This window comes from Anaerostipes rhamnosivorans (assembly GCF_005280655.1).
Lineage (GTDB): Bacteria > Bacillota > Clostridia > Lachnospirales > Lachnospiraceae > Anaerostipes > Anaerostipes rhamnosivorans.
Genome location: NZ_CP040058.1, coordinates 1,118,359 through 1,137,481 on the forward strand (window position 1 = coordinate 1,118,359; position 19,123 = coordinate 1,137,481).

The following is a 19,123-nucleotide window of genomic DNA, read 5'->3' on the forward strand; positions in this document are numbered from 1 at the left end:
TGACATATGTATGAAACACTCTACAGACTTGAAAGGACAGGCATAGATATCAGGTATTGGACTAACAAGGGACAGTATACCCCTCCCCATTGGCATACGGCCATCGAGCTGATCTATGTGCTGAACGGTACGGGATCTGTGATCTTTGATGGGAAAGAGTATCTCACAAAAGCGGGAGATCTACTGGTCATTGACTCCAATAAAATCCATGAGATGAAGTGTGCGGAAGTGTCCATGATGATCATAATCCAGTTCTCCAGGAAAAGGATGAAGAACTACGTCAAGGACATTGACAGCTTCCGTCTGTCCTGCAGCCGGGAGAGCGCGGAGCATGGAAAAGAAAAGGAATACCATTCGGTCTGCGGACTTTTGCGTAAGCTTCCCCTTTTGTATGTGAGACAGCCCGTGGGATATGAGCTAAAAAGCCAGGCAGTCGCTATGGAGATTCTGTATGAGCTGCTGAATCATTTCGGGGAAAAGGATATCGGGAGGACTGCAGAGAAGGAAGGGGCTTTAAAACGTCTGGGTGCAATCACGGATTATATTGAAGAGCATTACAGAGATCCGATCCCGCTGGAAGAGATCGCTTCTCATTTTTATCTGAACCGTGAGTATTTCAGCCGCTTTTTTAAAAAGAATATGGGAGTGTCTTTCTCAAGATATGTCAACCAGGTCCGTCTGCTGCACATATACTATGATATCTGCAACACGGAAGAGGGGATCATGGATCTTATTGAGAAGCATGGATTTAAAAATTATAAACTGTTCATCAAAATGTTCCGGGAAATCTATGGGAGCACACCGAGGGAAGTCCGCAGTGAGAGAAAAGGACAGACATAAAACAAAAGCAAGCCTGCAAAGAATAAGCAAGCTTGCTTTTGTTTCTTTTATAAAGATTGTTTTTCCCATGGGTTATCTGTATACTAAGTCGGGAATTTGGAAAAGAGATAGACTTTTGGTGATAAATTGAGTATAATTAGAATATATATTTATAATATATTTGAATATTGTTAGATAACTATTGCAAATTATGAATATATTATGATAATTTTCTAAAACCGAGATTGGAAAGGAGAAACTATGGAAAAAACATTGATCACCATCAGCCGCCAGTACGGAAGTGATGGAACAAAGGTTGCGCAGGTTTTGGCAGACAAGCTGGATGTCTGGTACTATAACAGAGATATCCTATATATGGCTGCTGAGAAGATCGGCGTGGATGATCTGGATGAGAAATCGCTGGAAGAACTGAATTACAAAAAAAGCTCCCGCTATGTGGAGGGACTGAGTGTTATGATGGGAACACCGGGACACATTCCGGTCTACAATCAGATGTTTAAGGAACAGTCCAAGATCATTCGCAAGCTTGCCGGATATGGCTCTGGAGTCTTTCTTGGAAGATGTGCAGATTACGTGCTGAAAGATATGGATAACGTTTATACAATATATCTCTATGCAGATGATGAATTCCGTATAAGGCATTTGTCTGAGGCGGAAGGCCATGAGGTCACAAAATCAGAATTGAAGAAGGAAGATAAGACAAGAGAATCGTACTATAACTATTACACTGGACAGAAATGGGGCGATGTACAAAATTATGATCTGGCTGTCAATATGACGAAGATCAGTCCTGAAAACTGTGCGGATTTGATTCTTGAGTACATAGAAAAACGACAGAAATAGTCAACGGTAGATCAAGGCAGAGCATCATGAAAACCAATCTTTGGTTTTTGTGGTGTTCTTTTTCTTGTGGGGTCTGCTGTATCAGGTTATAATGTTCTCGAAGCAAAAGTTTCAAAAAAGGTGAAAATCGAAAGACGTCAGGAGGACTTTGACTTGAGTCATTTTATGTTTGAAAACAAACAAGTGTATTATGAGGAAACCGGCGCAGGAAAGCCTTTATTATTCCTCCATGGGAACACGGCATCTTCAAATATGTTTTGTGAGATTGTGAAAATGTATCAATCCGACTTTAAGGTCATATTAATTGATTTCCTGGGGCATGGGAGATCTGAACGATTGCAGGAATTTCCAGCAGATCTGTGGTTCTACGAGGCAGAACAGGTCATTGCATTTTTACGAGAAAAATGTTATACAAACGCTAATATTATTGAAAGCAGCGGCGGAGCACTGGCAGCCATCAATGCTGCGTTAGAAGCTCCGCATCTTGTCAATAAAGTGATAGCAGACAGTTTTGAAGGTGAAAAACCTCTGGAACCATTTATTGCAAATATCAAAGCTGACAGAGCGCTGTCTAAACAGGATGAAAATACAAGAATGTTTTATCTCAGTATGCATGGTGCTGACTGGAAACAGGTTGTTGATAATGACACAAATGCTGTCTTTAAACACAGCCAAGAGATCGGAACCTTCTTTCATAAGCCACTGCAGTCCCTAAAACCTGATATTCTTTTGACAGGAAGTAAGAAAGATGAATTTATATCTGCAGAATCTCCGGATTTTTTTGAAGAAGTTTATGGGGATATACTCAAAAAGATCGGACACGGAGAAATATATTTATTTCCTGAGGGAGGGCATCCTGCTATGCTTACAAATCCAAGTGATTTTTATCAGTTGAGTATGAAGTTTTTAACAAAATAATACGGGAAAGGCAGAGAGAGGTTTTGAATAGAGACAAAAAGAAGGAACGGATTGAAAATTTTGAGAGACAGAGAGAAAAAATGAAAAAGGCAGGATATAAGGAATCCTCTGGGATCATTTCCGTGTTGAGGGCCAATGTTTTGGCGTTTGCTACTGCCGGACCAATTTGCGTTGCAGCTTATATCTTATATTTCATCCGCTGGAGGGAAAGCGGGTGGACCATGAATGGAAGAAATCTGATCTTCTTTTTTGCACTATTTTTTGCATCCATATTTGTCCATGAACTGCTTCATGGTTTAGGGTGGAGTCTGAATTGTAAAGATGGATGGAAAAGTATTGCATTTGGTGTGATGTGGAGTTCGCTGACTCCATACTGTCACTGCAGAGAACCATTGAAATTCGGCAGTTATTCGGTGGGCTTATATCTGCCTTTCTGTGTGTTAGGTCTGGGCCTTTTTGCAGTTTCCATGATCGTTCCCAATAATACGGTTTTTTTGCTTGCAGTCCTGAATATGCTGTCTGCAGGCGGGGACCTTACCATTGGATGTTATCTTCTGAAGCATAAAAATGGGTTGATCCTGGATCACCCAACCGACTGCGGATTTATTTCATTTGAAAAATAAAGTATTGTATAAACTTGACAAGAGCCGGACTGATTTTTACATAAACAATGATCAATTCACTAAAAATAAAATTTACTATAGTATTCTGAGGATCAATTGAGTATAATGAGAGCGGAAACAGGAAATTAAGGATGATAATAGTGATAAGTCATAAATAAGATGGGTATCTTATGGTATACCCGCAAAAGTAAATCAGAAAGGAATTGAAAAATGAAAAAAACATTGATCACGATCAGTCGTCAGCATGGAAGCGGTGGAACTGAAGTAGCGCGGATTTTGGCAGACAGACTTGGGGTATGGTATTACAATAGAGAGATTTTATACATTGCGGCAGACAAGATTGGATTTGACTCCCTGGATGAGCAGGCCATGGAGGAACTTAATTACAAGAAGAGTTCTAAGTATATGGAAGGCCTGAGTGTCATGATGGGAACACCCGGTCATATTCCGGTGTATAACCAGATGTATAAAGAACAGGGAAAGATCATACAGAAGCTGGCAGGCTATGGGTCCGGTGTTTTCCTCGGAAGATGCGCTGACTACATCTTAAAAGATTTTGAGAATGTCACATCTGTTTATCTATATGCAGATGATGAATTCAGACAGAAGCGTCTTTCAGAAGCCGAGGGACGGGAAGTGCCTATGGCTGACATCAAAAAGGAAGATAAGACTAGAGAATCTTACTACAATTACTACACAGGACAGAAGTGGGGCGATGTGATAAACTATGATCTTGCGCTGAACATGGGTAAGATCAGTTTTGAAGAAGCAGCAGATGTCATCTTGTCGTATATTGAAAAACATAGGTAATGACAAGTGATGTCTTTTCTAGCTATGATAAAAAAGGACAGAACCGGTTTTGCCCGGAGCTGTCCTTTTTTTATAATATAGGCTTCTTAATCAATGGTTTCCACTGTGATGGAATTGGAACGGCAGAAATCTGTATACTCTTCCTGGGGAAGCTGGTCCGTAAGGATATAATTGATCTTATCCAGCGGGCAGTAAGTCATCAGAGAAAAGATGCCGAATTTTGAGTGGTCTGCCAGCACATATCGCTGCATGCTGTTGGAGACAACGGCTTCCTTTACCCGATATTCCTCCTCGGAGGCGTTTGTCAGGCCGTTTTCAATGGAAAGGCCGGTGCATGCCATAAAGGCTTTGCCAATATTAAAAGCCTTAAGATACTCAGAGATCTTCGCATCCACAAAGGAGAGGGTTTCCCTTTTTAAGTAGCCTGGAAGGGAAATAACGGTCAGATTCTCATAAGGAAGAGCTTTCAAAGAAACCTGCAGACTGTTGGTGATGATGGTGCATCGTTTATCAGAAATATAATCCACAATATTGTGGCAGGTTGTTCCTGTGTCGATATAGATAATGTCATCATCCTCTATATGATCGGCTGCAAGGCGGCAGATGGCCTTCTTTTCTTCTACGAATTTTTCGTGGCGTTCTGCAAAAGGAAGCAGCTTTTTCGACGGAAGAGTGTCATTTAATGTGACTCCTCCGTACACTTTTTTTATTTTTCCTGCTTTTGCAAGCGTGTCAATATCTCTTCGGATGGTGTTTTTGGAGACTTGGAAAATATCGCATAAGGTATCCAAAGAAACCGACTTTTCTTTTGTAATATACTGTTCTATTTCATCAATTCGTTTTGTACGCATATGAAAACTCCCTCTCGTTTATTTGAATTTTGGCCTGGTCTGGTCATAAAAATAAAAGCTTTGTTTTATTATAGTATATTATGAGTAAATTGAAAAGAAGCATTTGGTAAGTTGTGATAAAGTTTAAAGATCTAAACTTCGTCCTGTTTTTTATCAGGGAGGATTAGATTTTTTCTGTATAATGCGGTATACTAGGTTTACAGTAAGACGGAAATAATGATTGAGGGAGCGGGCATGAAGATTACGATTAAACAGATTGCTGAAATGGCCGGAGTGCACCGGTCGACGGTTGACAAGGTATTACATAACCGTGAGGGTGTCAGTGAAGAGGTAAGACAGAGGGTCCAGAGGATCATTGATGAATACGAATATAAACCAAATCCCATCGGACAGGCTCTGAAAATGCAGAAAAAAACCATAAGGATCGGCATTATCCTGTTGAAGGTGGATGCCGAGGAGATTGTCAGGGAAGGGATACGGCGGGAGCTTACATCCTATCAGTCTTTTGATATCCAGCTGGACTACCACAGTGTGATGTATCCTGACATCAACGGGCAGCTGAAGCTGATCCATCAGATGATTGAGAAAAAGGTTGACGGCATCATTTTAAGCCCTATCAACTCCGAGGAGATTGTCCATGCTATTAATTATTGTATGAGCATGAAGATCCCGGTGGTTACGGTCAACTCTGATATAAAAGGAAGCCAGAGGTTCTGCTTTATCGGGCAGGATGGCTCCAGGGCAGGCAAGGTTGCAGGCAGGCTCATGGGAGAGTTTTTAAACGGCAAAGGCAGTGTGGCGGTTTTCACCAGCGACGGAGATGCCAGGCAGTCTTTCTTTTTTGACAAAAGGGAAGGGGGATTCAGGGGGCTTTTGGAGAAGGAGTATCCGAAGATCCATATGCTCAAGAGCATCCGTACAGACGAAGATCCTGCGATCATTGTGCAGGAGACAAAGAAGCTTCTGGACAAAGAAAAGAAGCTGGATGGTATTTTTATTACCTGCGGAGGCGTCAAGGAAGTAGGCAAAGTGCTGAGGCAGGAGAAAAGGGAAGATATCAAGGTGATATGCTATGAAGACTATCCGGAGGTGTTAGATCTGGTCAAGGAAAAAGTAGTAGACGTGACCATTGCAACAGAGCTTAAAAAGCAGGGCGGCCAGGCCCTGGACGTGATGATGGACTATCTGATCTATGAAAAGAAGCCGCCGCGCAAGCACTTATATACAGACATGAAGATCATTTTAAAAGAATGTATTGAATAGAAAAAGATCTGGGAATGCTGAAAACAGATTCCCGGGTCTTCTTTTGTTTTTTCATATTCTTAATAAAAGACAATTACTCCAGAAAAAGAGCACGAGCTCTTTTAAAATGATCAAAAAAATATATAACAATTGATATAATCGCATTTTTTGCATGCCAAAAACAAGAGTATTATTTGGAAACTGGACAATTATACCAAAAACAAGGTTAAATTCTTGTGAACTTTGTTTATTGTGTTTTGAAAAAAAACTGATATAATAAAAACATAAGTTAAGAGCACGAGCTCTTTAATATAACTCATAAATGGCGAATAATAAAGGAGTACGAACTATGGATAACAAAGAACTGAGAATCGGAGTTGTTGGAGTTGGAGCGATTGGAAGAACGCACATTGAGAGGATCAATGACCAGCTGCAGGGCGGCAGGGTAATAGCGTGTTCTGACGTCAATACAGAATTCGGGAAAAAGGTTGCGGAGAATTATGGATGTACGTTTTATGAAGATGGGGAAGAGATGATCGCCTCCGGAGATATTGACGCAGTTATTGTCACAACCATAGACCCATACCATGAGCAGTATGTTATGGCGGCGATCAAGGCAGGCATCTATGTATTCTGTGAAAAACCGCTGGCACCGGAAGCCGAGGCGTGCAAAAGAATCGTGGAGGCAGAGATCTCAGGGGGTAAACAGCTGGTCCAGGTCGGATTTATGAGAAGATATGATCAGGGATACCGTCAATTAAAAGAAGCGATCAAGAACCGTACATATGGAGAACCTCTTCTTCTGCATTGTGCACACAGAAATCCTGCTGTGGATGAGAGCTATGACACACCGATGGCAGTGGAAAATTCCATGATCCATGAGATTGATGTACTCCGCTGGCTTCTTGATGAAGACTATGACACTGCAGAAGTTGTATTTGCTAAGAATACAAGAAGGACCCATGCAAACCTGATGGATCCGCAGATAATGATCCTGACTACAAAATCAGGAGTGAGAATTGACGTGGAGGCATTTGTCAACACAGGGCACTGCTATGATATTAAATGTGAAGTGTGCTGTGAGGATGCGATCTTAAATCTTCCTGAACCGTCTAACATTGAGGTATGCGCCAATGCTGTCCGTGGACATGCAATCCACAGTGATTGGTCCACAAGATTCGTAGATGCCTACAACGTAGAAATCCAGGAATGGATCAATTCCACAAAAGAAGGACGTGTGGACGGACCGACAGCGTGGGACGGATATGTTGGACAGGTGACAGCGAAGGCTGCTTCTAAAGCAAGAGATAACCAGACAGTAGTTAAAATTGAAATGGAAGAAAAACCTGATTTTTATAATTAAGGAGGGATGTAAGAATGAAAATAGCGTTTGACGTGGATGTGCTGGCAAAGCAGATGGATATCAACCGGATGGTGCATCAAGTTGCAGACTGGGGTTATAAATACATCGAACAGTCTCCGCATCCAAGGATCAATCCATTCTATAAACACCCGCTGTTCTCCAGGGAATGTGAGGCAGAATACAGGAAAGCACTCCGGGAGACCGGAGTGGAGATCTCCTCATTTATCGTGGTGTACCGCTGGTCCGGACCTACAGAGGAGCAGAGACAGATGGCAGTAGCCAACTGGAAACGGATGATTGAGATCGCCGTGGATATGGGTGTGCCAGTAATCAACACGGAGCTGTCCGGGGATCCCAACCAGCAGGAGATCTGCAACGGCATGTGGTTCCGTTCTATGGAAGAACTTCTGCCGATCATTGAGAGGGAAGGGCTCCGGGTGGAGATCCAGTCCCATCCGTATGACTTCTGCGAATTAAACAATGAGACTTGTGATCTGGTGAAATCCTTCCGCTCCCCGAACCTTGGATATGTGTATTCTTCCCCACATGGATTCTTCTATGACGAGGGAAAAGGGGATGTGCGCTCCATGTTACAGTACGCAGGGGAAGAACTGACCCACGTACTGTTTGCGGATACGTTCAACCAGACCATGGACTGCCGCTATATCGCCAACCCGCCGTGGTTAAACGGAAGAGGAAAAGCGGATGTGACCATCCACCAGCATTTAGCCATGGGAGAGGGAGACGTGGACTTTGACGGGATCTTTGAGACGTTAAGAGAGATGGACTTCGCAAACAGCCAGTTAAGGGAAGATGCGCCGAAAGCCGGAGGAGACAACATCGCATGTGTATCCATGTTCGGATTCCCGGAAAAGATGGAGAAACAGGCGCCGGAAGCAAGAGAACGCATTGAACGGGAACTGTTAAAATAAAAATCAGAGAAAAGAAAGGAAGTAAGATTATGAAATTAGCTCTTTGCACAGATGTATTAGGAGATTTATCCTTTACCAAAATGCTGGATAAGGTGAAAGAACTAGGAATTGACGCCGTGGAGATGACTGCGGGAGGCTGGGGAGGCTGCAAGCATGTACCTACACAGGAACTTCTTGAGGATGAAAACAAGCTGGCTGCATACAAAGCGGAGATTGAAAAAAGAGGGATGGAGATCGCGGCCCTTAACTGTTCTGGTAATCCTCTTTCACCTGCAGAGATGGGAGAATTACATACGAAGTCTATCTATGATACCGCTGTGCTGGCCGGCAGACTGGGAGTGGAGAAATTAGTCATGATGTCAGGGCTCCCGGCAGGCGCGCCTGGGGACAAGACTCCAAACTGGATCACATCCACAGTGTCATGGCCGGACTATATGGTAGAAACAGTCCGCTACCAATGGGAGGATGTAGCAATCCCTTGGTGGAAGAAGTTTGTAGAGCACTGTAAAAAGCATGGAGTAAAACAAATCGCCATCGAAGAATTCCCGTGCCAGCTGGTTTACAATCCTGAGACACTGCTGAAATTAAGGGATGCCGTTGACCCGATGATCGGCATGAATATGGATCCTTCCCATCTGATCGCCATGGGGGCGGACCCAATTGCCGCAGTGCGTGCACTAGAGGGATGCATCTATCATGTACACGGAAAAGATGCTAGAATTGAACGGGGACTGTGTGACATCAATGGACTGGCAGAGTCCAAACCGGTAACTGATACAAAGAACCGCACATGGAACTATGTTGCTGTGGGATGCGGACAGGATCTTCAGTGGTGGAAAGAATTCTTCTCTGTATGTCACATGATGGGGTATGACGGACATGTTTCACTTGAGATGGAAGACTTGACTATGAGCGTGGAAGCCGGACTGGCCACTTCCATTGACGCCTTGAATCAGACGATCAGCAAATAGGAGAAGAGGTGAAGGAATGAATCTCAACGGATATAACAAATGGACCCAGAAGGACCGTGTTACCGGATTTGAAAAGTTTGCGTACGGATGTGGAGAAATCTCTACAAACATTGTCTTTACCATAGCGACCAGTCTTCTGGTCATGTTCTACACAGATGTGGCACATGTTTCACCGTCTGTGATCGGAATGATCATCGCCATATCCCAGGTGTTTAACGGGGTTTCCGACATCACAGCAGGATTTATTGTGGACCGCACCAGGTCCAAATACGGCAGGGCCCGTGTCTGGATGCTAAGAATGTCCATCCCGTATGCGGTTGCAGCGGTTCTTTTAATGACAGTTCCGCAGATTGCGCCGATGGCTCAGGCTGTTTATATCTTTATTACCTACAATCTGATGCTGACCGTGGTATATACTCTGTTTCAGCTGCCGTTTGCCACGACTATGACTTATATGACCAGAAGCCAGGATGAGAGGGCAAAGATCAACATTGTCCGCATGGCAATGAGCCCGGTTGGAAATATTCTGGTAACTCTGCTCTTTACAAGGATTCTCGGCATGATGCCGGGAGGCGGAATGGACTCCCAGAGAAACTGGGTTGTGCTGACTGCTATTTACGCTGTGTTTGCAGCGGCTATGATGCTGTTCTGCTTTGCTTCCGTCAGGGAGAGAGTTGTGGTGAAAGATGACATGGCAGGTGAAAAGATCCCGCTGAAAAAGGCCATACCGGCATTATTTAAAAATAAATATTTTGTCATGCTGTTCCTTTTCTTCGTATTCTTCGCCATGTATCAGACCTTTTCAGGGACAATGGCCACCTATTACTGCAAATGGATCGTAGGTGATACTAATATCATCGGAAATGTAAATACAGCATGCTACGGGATCACGATCATTGCGACTCTGCTCCTTGGCAAGGTCATGGACTTTACAACCAAGAAAAACTGGTGTATGCTGGGCGCCCTGTTTATCATCGGAGGTTCCTTGATCCTTCTGCTGAACCCTACGAGCATTGCCCTTGTAACCTTCGGCGGTCTGTTGAGAGGAATTGGTATGACACCGATCCTGGGCATGATCTTTACAATGATCGCAGACTGCATTGAGTATGGACAGTGGAAAACAGGGCTGCGTACTGCAGGTGCCATACAGTCGGCCGTTACTTCAGGACAGAAGTTCGGTCAGGGGATCGGCTCTGCCCTCATCGGTTTTATTATGGAGGCAAATACATACAGCGGAAATGCATCTGCCCAGAGCGCACAGGCTCTGAGTACCATTTCAAACCTTTTCATCTATGGGATTGCAGTGCTGGGAGTTATTATGATCTTCATCCTTTGTTTCTATCACCTGGATAAAGAATATCCGAAGGTTATGAAAGAATTGCTGGAACGGGAAGCTAAGATCGAGTTAAAAGAAGATAAATAAAATTGTTTGATTCATATGTTTGTTAGATTGTATAGACGAAAAGGCCTTTCTGTGTGATGAAATCAGCGGAGAGGTCTTTTCCTGGTGTTTTATCTGGAGTATAATGAAGCAGGAACAGATGAATTTAGCAAGAGGTTCTCAAGGGTATAAAACATGCTGAAAGGAACAGTGGGAGACGGGATGAAAGAACAGGAAATTAAATTGATCGCCATGGATATGGACGGGACACTTCTGACCAGCCAGAAGGAAGTTACACAAAAGACAGTAGAAGTATTAGAAGAGGCAATGGACAGAGGAATTCAGATCGTCCCGGCCACCGGGCGGTCAGTGAACGGGCTTCCGAAGGAACTGACGGATCTTAAGAGATTAAGATACTGCATACTGAGCAATGGGGCCAGGGTTTATGATTTACACGAACAGAGGTCGATTTACAAAAACCAGTTTGACACAGATCAGATCCTCAAGCTTTTGGAAGCGGTCAATCCGTACCATGCTTTCCGGAGCATAGCAAAGGATGGAAAGGTATACTGTTATAAAGAAGAGCTTTATAGGCTGGAATCATTTCACCTGGGAGAGTATTCCGAGGAGATGATCCGTGCATCCAGGACGCCGGTAGAGGATTTAAAAGAATTTATCCAAAAGGAAGGCGGAACTTCAGAAAAAATGACGCTGTTTTTTGAAGACCAGGAAGAACGGGCAAAGGCGAGGAAGGAACTGACAGAATGTGGTTTATATGCTGTTGTGGCTTCCTTAAAGAATAATTTGGAGATTTCTCTTCATTCCTGCAATAAGGGTGATGCGCTGGCCCATCTGATGGAGCACCTGGACTTAAAGAAAGAAAATATCATGGCCTGCGGCGATGCCGAGAATGATTATCAAATGATCGAGGCGGCAGGGATCGGGGTTGTCATGGAAAACGGCAGTGATGAGATGAAAGAGATTGCGGATTATATAACGGACGATCACAACAGTGACGGAGTTGCCAAGGCAATTGAAGTCTTGGCTTTGAAAAATTAAAGTGCGTTTCGTGCTAATGAATAAGCCAGTTATAATCCTTCCGGCAGTCGAGAATATATTCGATGTACACTGTTTTATCTTGAATTTGATAGAGAACAAGATACCATTTTTCAATAAACATCTTATGATATTTGTTTGAAGGAATATACGTTTCCTCAAAGTAGGGAAATCTTTGTGGCATATGTGAAAGGGAATGCAGGGCGGCTGTTATCTGTTTCTTTTTAGCCGTCGCTGCTTCCTTATGAACCTGTGCTATAAAACGGATATGAGTTCCTAACATTTTTACCGCCCTGTCGGAAACAACGACTTTGTATTTTTCATATTCTGTCATATTTTATACCTCTGTAATCACATCATCAAGGTAAGTGTCTAACTCATCCAGAGTGCAGCCGGATCTTCCGGCAAGCCGGTCTTCCTCAATTGATAGAAGTTCTTCTCTGAGTTTTAACATTTTCTCCCTTCTGCTATAGGTTTCGATGTCCATAACAACCAAATCTCCTTCACCGTTTTTGGTAAGAAAAACCGGTTCGGAGGTCTTTCTGCATATATCAGCAATCTCATTATAATTTTGACGGATTGCCGCAGATGGACGAATATTCATACTGATTCCTCCTTTTAAGATGATAGTAATATTCTATCTATATTATAACTGTTTTATACAATATAGTCAATTTGGCAGAAAGATATCTGTATCAAGATATAAAAATACCTCTAAAGCAGTTTTGGCTGTCTGCCGTGTCTGCTTTAGAGGTATTTTATTGTAAGAGCAACCCTATTCTAGCTAGATTCGTTCAAAATCAGAAGCGCCGTGTTTACAGATCGGGCATACAAAATCGGCGGGGAGTTCTTCACCCTCGTAAATATATCCGCAGATTTTACAGCGCCAGCCGGTTTTCTTTGTTTCCTGCGGCTGGGGTTTGATATTCTTGTGATAATATGCGTAGGTAACAGAAGGTATATTTGATAAGACTTCTCCGTCTGTGACATCGGCGATAAACATTGTGTGTGTGCCCAGATCAACTGTCTCTGCCACAGAAGCGCTGAGAAATGCGTTCGCATATTGGCTTAAATAAATAATCTCGTTGGAGGAACGGTCATAGCCGGAGAAATCCTTCAGCTTGTCAACATCCCTGCCGCTCTGGAATCCGAAATGCTTAAAAATATCAAAGGGAACCTCCTCGGACAGGATGGATACATTAAAGGAACCGGTGTCCCGGATCATATCATGAGTGTAATTGCCTTTATTGACTGCTACGGAAATACGGTTCGGTGTGGTCGTGACCTGCTGGACTGTGTTGACGATACAGCCGTTGTCCTTGTCTCCGTCTTTTGCTGACAGTACAAACAAACCGTAGCTTAGTTGAAACATTGCTGCTTGATTCATATAAAAACCCCTTTCTATACTTGATGAGTATTGTCAATATATTCGAATTATAATCCCTTTATGACACATTTGCAATGCCCGAATGGGATATTGCTTTACTTTTCAGAAATGCGCGGTTATAATAAAACAAATGCGTGCAATGTGTCAAATAAAAAGGAAAAGTGAGGAAAGCACATGGCAGGAACAATCAAAGAAATTGCAGAGCGTGCCGGGGTCTCCCGGGGGACCGTGGACCGGGCACTTAATAACCGGGGCAGAATCAAGCCGGAAGTGGCAGAGCGGATCATGGCCATCGCCAAAGAACTAGACTATCATTCTAACAGGAAGACAAAAAAGAACACGCAGAAAGCAGACAAAAATATAAAGATCGGGGTCATCACCCAGCTCTCAGAAGCCTCCTTTATGATCCCTGTTAAAGCGGGGATCCGTGATGCAGAGCGGGAGCTGGAGTATCTGGGAGTGGAGCTTTTATTGAAGGATATTGAATCCGTAGATGAAGAAGCCCAGATAAAAGCCATTGACGAACTGGAAGCGGAGGGGATCCACGGCCTTGCCATCATGCCGGTGCAGTCAGAGTGTGTCAGGGAACGGCTGAACCGCTTAATGGAGGAAAAGGGGATCCCAGTGGTCACATTTAACTCCGATATCGTGGGCACCAAGCGTGCATGTTTTGTGGGACTGGATAACAAGAAAAGCGGGTGTACCGCCGCAGGGCTCATGGGAATGCTGACACGAGGAAAGGGCAAAGTCCTCGTGATCACGGGATTCTTTACCAACAGTGTAAACAGTCTGCGTGTGGAAGGCTTCGTGCAGGAGATCAAGAATTCCTATCCGGAAATGGAACTGCTGGGCGTCCAGAGCAGCTTTGATGAGACAAAGGAAGTGGAAAAGATCATCGAAAATACAATGGCCATTGCACCGGATCTGGCTGGAGTCTTTGTGGCATCCGGCGGACAGGCTGGAGTATGCCTGGCTTTTGAGAAGCTGAAGCTTGATAAGAGGCCATATGTCATAGTCTATGACGCTACGCCTAAGAATACAAAAGCCCTTAAAGAAGACCGGTATGATTTTCTGATTGACCAGGAAGGCTACGAACAGGGTTACAGGCCTCCGAACCTGCTTTATAACATGATCCAAAAAGGAGAAATGCCGGAGAAGGACCATATCTATACCGATATAAAAATCAAGAACAAATACAATGTTTGAGTTTTTCACCACAATCTCCAGTCGGCTCTGGAAAGGCCTCCTTCCGATTGTGGTGAAAAACTCGTGTTGTCGGCTCCTTCTGTATTTCGATATCTGGAAAAGTAACTGAAAGTAGTGGTGAATAACGAATTAGAAACATTATTTCTGCCGTCTCAGGCTGTCGCAAAATAAAAGGTGCTATCCTATGAGAGTTTTTCTTCATTGTTTCCAGTCAGCTCTGGAAAGGCCTCCTTCCAACAATGAAGAAAAACTCTTAGAGGCGGCGCCTTTTGTCTTGTAGCAGCCTGCTCCAGCAGACATTACGTCCATTTTCACCAGTTCGGAGGCCTTGCATTCGAAGGGACGTTAGTTTTTCTTCTTGAAGCAAAGACTCGGAGGCGGTGCGCATCGCGCAGTGAGGCTGTCTGAGCGTTAGCGAGTTCCGAACGGGCCGCCGGAGAGACTTTGCTGAAAGTTAGAAAATCTTACGTCCCTGAGACAGCAAGCCGGAGAACTGGTGAAAATGTCATACATAATAAGTTCAGGAAGTGTCCATCCTAAGGTTATACTAATAACCAAAGGAAGGAGCGGCCGGATGAATTGCCGATTAGAGCTTGGCAGGTTCACATATAAAAATGATGTGCAGATGAAGATTGCGGCTCACTGTGCACAGGTGTTTGCTGGAGTAAAGCCTTCAAATGCGGTGACTCTGGACAGGGAAGAAACATTTTCCCTGACGCAGGCGCTGAAAGACACTGGAATTCAATACAGACTGTTATATGCCGATGCGAAACGGTGTGTCTGGCTGTTGTACAGGGAACAAGAACTTGAACAATATCTGATGAAAAGAGAACATGAAACATTTATGAGGGATTGTGGATATGATTCTGTTCAGCTAAATGACATGTTTACGATTTTATGTAAAAACTACTGGGAGTACAAAAACGGTAGAAAAGGATTTCCCCATGAACTGGGTCTGATTCTTGGATACCCGCTGTGTGATGTAAAAGGATTTATCCGACATCAGGGGCACAGTTATCTGTTTTCAGGGTATTGGAAGGTTTACGGAAACCCGGAGGACACCAGAAAACGGTTTGAAGTATATGACCTTGTGAGGTATCAAATCATCAAACAGGTACAGCACAAAAAGCCTTTGGCGCAGATTGCAGCTTCCTACACCAATTACAGGATCCATAAACAATATTAAAAAATATACCCGCAGGGCACACCGTATTTTATATCCTCCGATAGGCGTGCTACGCACGATAAGGTATGAGTTTTTCTCCATTATCTCCAGTCGGCTCTGGAAAGGCCTCCTTCCGACAATGAAGAAAAACTATCGTAGGATGGGACCTTCTGTTTAGCTGTCGTTCTTATCTAGCAGACACTACATCCATTTTCTACATGATTGGAGTGAGGCATTCTAAGAGCCGAACGGAAATCATGTGGAAAATGTCATACTTTTAATTTGATAGAAGAGTGAAACACATATGGTGTCTTGCTCTTCTTTTTTTGCGTGTACTTGCGTGCTAAATAATTGTGCAATAATGACGAAGAAGTGTGTATACATTTGTGTAATGTAGCAAAAACGATCTTTTTTATAAAAAGTGCTTGCACATAAATAGCGTGCGTGATACTATAAGCACATAAGAAAAGCACATAAAACGCATTGAAAGAGAACAAGAAAAATAATGAAACACGCAAATAACACGCAATGTGCGTAAAAAACAAAACTGAGGTGAAAGTTATGAAGTATGTTGAATTTGACCAGACAAGACCAATGGATTTAGTACTCATCGGAAGGGTAGCCATCGATTTTAACCCGGTAGATTATTTCCACCCGTTATCTGAGTGCACTACCTTCAAGAAGTATGTGGGAGGATCTCCGGCAAACATCGCAGTGGGCATCACAAGGCACGGAAAGAAAGCCGGATTCATCGGCAAAGTTTCTGATGACCAGTTCGGAGAGTATGTAGTAGACTTCTTCAATAAAGAGGGAATCGATACATCCCATATTACAAAATGTACGAACGGAGAAAAGCTTGGACTTACCTTTACAGAAATTCTTTCCAGAGAAGAAAGCAGCATCTTAATGTACCGCAACTGCATCGCAGACTTACAGTTATCTGTGGATGACATTGACGAAGAATACATAAAGAACACAAAAGCAATCCTGGTTTCCGGAACAGCATTGGCACAGAGCCCATCCAGGGAAGCAGTGTTAAAAGCAGTGATGCTTGCCAAGAAAAATGATACAAAGATCATCTTTGACATTGACTATAGAGAATACAACTGGAAAAATTCCGATGAGATTTCAATCTACTATTCTTTAGTAGCCAGAGAAGCAGATATCATCATGGGATCTAGAGAAGAATTTGACCTGACAGAAAAACTGATAAAACCGGGCAGAACAGACAAAGAATCTGCACAGGCATGGAACACTGAAAATGCAAAGATCGTTGTCATCAAACATGGCAAAAAAGGATCTACAGCATATACCAATGACGGAAATGACTATTCAATCAAACCGTTCCCGGTTGAGGCGTTAAAAGGCTTTGGGGGCGGAGACGGATATGCATCCGGCTTCTTATATGGAATATTTGAAGGATGGGATATGATCGAGTGTCTGGAATTCGGAAGTGCGGAAGCGGCCATGATGGTGAGAAGCCATTCTTGTTCTGAAGAACTTCCAAACCCTCAGGAAGTCAAAGACTTTATCCGCGAGACAAAAGACAAATATGGCGAAATGATTGCGAGAGTATAGGAGGATATGAAAATGAGTACAACCAGAATGACAGTAGCACAGGCTCTTGTAAAATTCCTTGACAATCAGTATGTGGAATTTGACGGGGAAGAAACAAAATTTGTAGAAGGTTTCTTTACTATCTTCGGACACGGGATCGCCGTTGGTCTCGGAGAGGCATTGGACAGCAATCCTGGGAGCTTAAAGGTTCTTCAGGGAAGAAATGAGCAGGGAATGTGCCACGTAGCGACAGCTTACGCAAAACAAAATAGAAGAAGGAAGATCATTCCTTGTGCATCTTCTGTAGGACCCGGAGCGGCAAATATGGTGACAGCAGCGGCTACAGCTACAGTGAACAATATTCCGCTTTTGGTAGTGCCTTCTGACACATTTGCCACAAGACAGCCGGACCCGGTGCTCCAGCAGTTAGAAAAGAGTGACAGTCTCTCTACAACAACAAACGACGCATTCAAACCGGTTTGTAAATATTGGGATAGGATCATCCGCCCGGAACAGCTGATGACAGCCATGGTCAACGCTATGCGTGTTCTCACAGATCCGTCAGAGACAGGCGCTGTGTGCATTGCACTCTCCCAGGATGTAGAAGGAGAATCTTATGATTTCCCTGACTATCTGTTTGAAAAACGTGTACATAGGATCACAAGACCTTGCGCGGTAAAAGAAGAGATCGAGGACCTTGTAAAAGTCATTAAAGAAGCGAAAAATCCGTTAGTGATCGTGGGCGGAGGTGTGAAGTATTCTGAGGCAGGAGAAGCTGTAGAAAAGTTCTGCGAAGACTTTAACATCCCGTTCGGAGAGAGCCAGGCAGGAAAAAGTGCCTGCAAGTCAAGCCACCCTTACTGCTTAGGAGGAATCGGCGTCACAGGAACCCTGGCTGCCAATACCATCGCTGATGAAGCTGATGTGGTCATTGCAGTGGGAACCAGACTTTCAGACTTTACAACAGGATCTAAAGGACAGTTCAAAAATCCTAATGTAAAAATGGTGACGATCAACAACAATAAATATCATGCATATAAAATGGATGCAGTAAAAGCTGTCGGAGACGCGAAAGTGACAGTGGAAGCTCTTTCTGCTAGACTGAAAGAGGAAGGATACAAGTCTGCTTACACAACAGAGATCCAGGACGCAAAGGCAGCCTGGGATAAAGAAATGGACCGCCTTGCGAATATTGAGTATACAGGCGATGACTTTGAGCCGGAGATCAAAGCGAGAGATCCGCGTACGATTCCTGAATTCGTAAAACTTACAGGGGGACTTATCACTCAGACTGCAGCATTGTGCAAAATCCGTGAGGTCATTGATGAAGACGCTAATATTGTGACAGCAGGGGGGAGTCTTCCAAGCTGTATGCAGAGAATCTGGACCACAGACAAACGAGGCGGATATCACGCAGAATACGGATATTCCTGCATGGGATATGAAGTGGCGGGAGCGCTCGGCGTAAAGATGGCAGAGCCTGAGCATGAATCCTACGTGGTTGTGGGGGATGCCAGCTTTCAGATGCTCCACAGTGAGATTATGACAGCGATGCAGGAAAAACAAAAGATCAACATCCTTGTATTTGACAACTGCGGATTTGGCTGTATCAACAACCTTCAGATGAATCATGGAGTGGGAAGTCTTGCAACAGAGTTCAGATACCGCGATGAAAACAATGAGATCAAGGGTGATCTGATCCCGGTTGACTATGCAAAAGTCGGAGAAGGATACGGACTCAAGACGTACAGTGTAAGAACGATCAAAGAGCTGGAGGAAGCATTGATCGATGCTAAGAAACAGGACGTTGCCACATTGATCGACTTGAAGGTCATTCCGAAAACAATGACAGACGGTTACAAATCATGGTGGAACGTAGGTATTGCGACAACTTCTGTGAAAGAAAGCGTGCAGAAAGCATGTGAAGGAGTATTGGAAGGCCGCAAAAACGCAAGACAGTATTAGAAAAGAGGTATGA

General features: G+C 43.6%; 19 protein-coding genes. 15 read left to right on the forward strand and 4 right to left on the reverse strand.

Translation table 11 applies throughout. From position 1 onward, the window contains the following. Positions 1-6: 6 nt before the first annotated feature. The 5 genes from AR1Y2_RS05470 (at position 7) to AR1Y2_RS05490 (ending at position 4,034) form a co-directional block, all read left to right on the forward strand. Positions 7-840 carry an AraC family transcriptional regulator gene (locus AR1Y2_RS05470; protein WP_137328069.1) on the forward strand — a complete coding sequence of 278 codons (834 nt, stop codon included), beginning with the start codon at positions 7-9 and terminating at the stop codon, positions 838-840. Positions 841-1,080: 240 nt separating this feature from the next. Next, positions 1,081-1,683, forward strand: coding sequence for a cytidylate kinase-like family protein (locus tag AR1Y2_RS05475; RefSeq protein ID WP_137328070.1), 603 nt, complete (start codon positions 1,081-1,083; stop codon positions 1,681-1,683). A 153-nt stretch (positions 1,684-1,836) separates the two neighbouring features. Then, a complete protein-coding gene (locus AR1Y2_RS05480) occupies positions 1,837-2,601 on the forward strand; it encodes an alpha/beta fold hydrolase (RefSeq protein WP_137328071.1) in 765 nt (254 codons plus the stop codon). Positions 2,602-2,624: 23 nt separating this feature from the next. Further along, positions 2,625-3,224, forward strand: coding sequence for a DUF3267 domain-containing protein (locus AR1Y2_RS05485; protein WP_243118866.1), 600 nt, complete (start codon positions 2,625-2,627; stop codon positions 3,222-3,224). 210 nt (positions 3,225-3,434) lie between these two features. Beyond that, the gene (locus tag AR1Y2_RS05490) at positions 3,435-4,034 is read left to right on the forward strand and encodes a cytidylate kinase-like family protein (protein ID WP_137328072.1); all 600 of its coding nucleotides are present in this window, start codon (positions 3,435-3,437) and stop codon (positions 4,032-4,034) included. A gap of 86 nt (positions 4,035-4,120) precedes the next feature. On the opposite strand, the gene AR1Y2_RS05495 is transcribed toward AR1Y2_RS05490, so the two are convergent. Next, on the reverse strand, positions 4,121-4,885 hold the full coding sequence (locus tag AR1Y2_RS05495; RefSeq protein ID WP_137328073.1) for a DeoR/GlpR family DNA-binding transcription regulator: 765 nt from the start codon (positions 4,883-4,885) through the stop codon (positions 4,121-4,123). 234 nt (positions 4,886-5,119) lie between these two features. Here AR1Y2_RS05495 and AR1Y2_RS05500 point away from each other — a divergent pair, with 234 nt between their 5' ends. The 6 genes from AR1Y2_RS05500 (at position 5,120) to AR1Y2_RS05525 (ending at position 11,833) form a co-directional block, all read left to right on the forward strand. Then, complete coding sequence (locus tag AR1Y2_RS05500; protein WP_175403591.1) at positions 5,120-6,148, forward strand: LacI family DNA-binding transcriptional regulator; 1,029 nt, start codon at positions 5,120-5,122, stop codon at positions 6,146-6,148. Positions 6,149-6,476: 328 nt separating this feature from the next. Continuing rightward, complete coding sequence (locus tag AR1Y2_RS05505) at positions 6,477-7,490, forward strand: Gfo/Idh/MocA family protein (protein WP_137328075.1); 1,014 nt, start codon at positions 6,477-6,479, stop codon at positions 7,488-7,490. A 14-nt stretch (positions 7,491-7,504) separates the two neighbouring features. After that, entirely contained in the window at positions 7,505-8,422 is a 918-nt protein-coding gene (locus AR1Y2_RS05510) for a sugar phosphate isomerase/epimerase family protein (protein ID WP_137328076.1), read from the forward strand. 29 nt (positions 8,423-8,451) lie between these two features. Beyond that, positions 8,452-9,393, forward strand: coding sequence for a sugar phosphate isomerase/epimerase family protein (locus tag AR1Y2_RS05515; RefSeq protein ID WP_137328077.1), 942 nt, complete (start codon positions 8,452-8,454; stop codon positions 9,391-9,393). Between the two features lie 16 nt (positions 9,394-9,409). After that, on the forward strand, positions 9,410-10,816 hold the full coding sequence (locus AR1Y2_RS05520) for an MFS transporter (protein ID WP_137328078.1): 1,407 nt from the start codon (positions 9,410-9,412) through the stop codon (positions 10,814-10,816). Between the two features lie 153 nt (positions 10,817-10,969). Beyond that, positions 10,970-11,833, forward strand: coding sequence for a Cof-type HAD-IIB family hydrolase (locus AR1Y2_RS05525; RefSeq protein ID WP_243118867.1), 864 nt, complete (start codon positions 10,970-10,972; stop codon positions 11,831-11,833). Positions 11,834-11,846: 13 nt separating this feature from the next. Here AR1Y2_RS05525 and AR1Y2_RS05530 read toward each other — a convergent pair whose 3' ends face one another. From AR1Y2_RS05530 to AR1Y2_RS05540, 3 genes are all read right to left on the reverse strand, one after another. Further along, positions 11,847-12,164: a type II toxin-antitoxin system RelE/ParE family toxin gene (locus AR1Y2_RS05530; RefSeq protein WP_137328079.1), complete on the reverse strand. Its 318-nt coding sequence runs from the start codon at positions 12,162-12,164 to the stop codon at positions 11,847-11,849. 3 nt (positions 12,165-12,167) lie between these two features. Next, the gene (locus tag AR1Y2_RS05535) at positions 12,168-12,434 is read right to left on the reverse strand and encodes a type II toxin-antitoxin system Phd/YefM family antitoxin (protein ID WP_137328080.1); all 267 of its coding nucleotides are present in this window, start codon (positions 12,432-12,434) and stop codon (positions 12,168-12,170) included. A gap of 180 nt (positions 12,435-12,614) precedes the next feature. Next, positions 12,615-13,217 (reverse strand): flavin reductase, encoded by a 603-nt coding sequence (locus AR1Y2_RS05540; protein WP_024728162.1) that lies wholly within the window; start codon positions 13,215-13,217, stop codon positions 12,615-12,617. A 174-nt stretch (positions 13,218-13,391) separates the two neighbouring features. On the opposite strand from AR1Y2_RS05540, the gene AR1Y2_RS05545 reads away from it, so the two are divergent. From AR1Y2_RS05545 to iolD, 4 genes are all read left to right on the forward strand, one after another. Beyond that, a complete protein-coding gene (locus AR1Y2_RS05545; RefSeq protein ID WP_137328081.1) occupies positions 13,392-14,423 on the forward strand; it encodes a LacI family DNA-binding transcriptional regulator in 1,032 nt (343 codons plus the stop codon). Positions 14,424-14,997: 574 nt separating this feature from the next. Further along, entirely contained in the window at positions 14,998-15,609 is a 612-nt protein-coding gene (locus tag AR1Y2_RS05550) for a DUF3793 family protein (protein WP_175403592.1), read from the forward strand. A gap of 540 nt (positions 15,610-16,149) precedes the next feature. Beyond that, entirely contained in the window at positions 16,150-17,166 is a 1,017-nt protein-coding gene (iolC, locus tag AR1Y2_RS05555; RefSeq protein ID WP_137328083.1) for a 5-dehydro-2-deoxygluconokinase, read from the forward strand. Between the two features lie 6 nt (positions 17,167-17,172). Then, positions 17,173-19,110 (forward strand): 3D-(3,5/4)-trihydroxycyclohexane-1,2-dione acylhydrolase (decyclizing), encoded by a 1,938-nt coding sequence (iolD, locus tag AR1Y2_RS05560; protein ID WP_137328084.1) that lies wholly within the window; start codon positions 17,173-17,175, stop codon positions 19,108-19,110. The last annotated feature ends 13 nt before the right edge of the window (positions 19,111-19,123 follow it).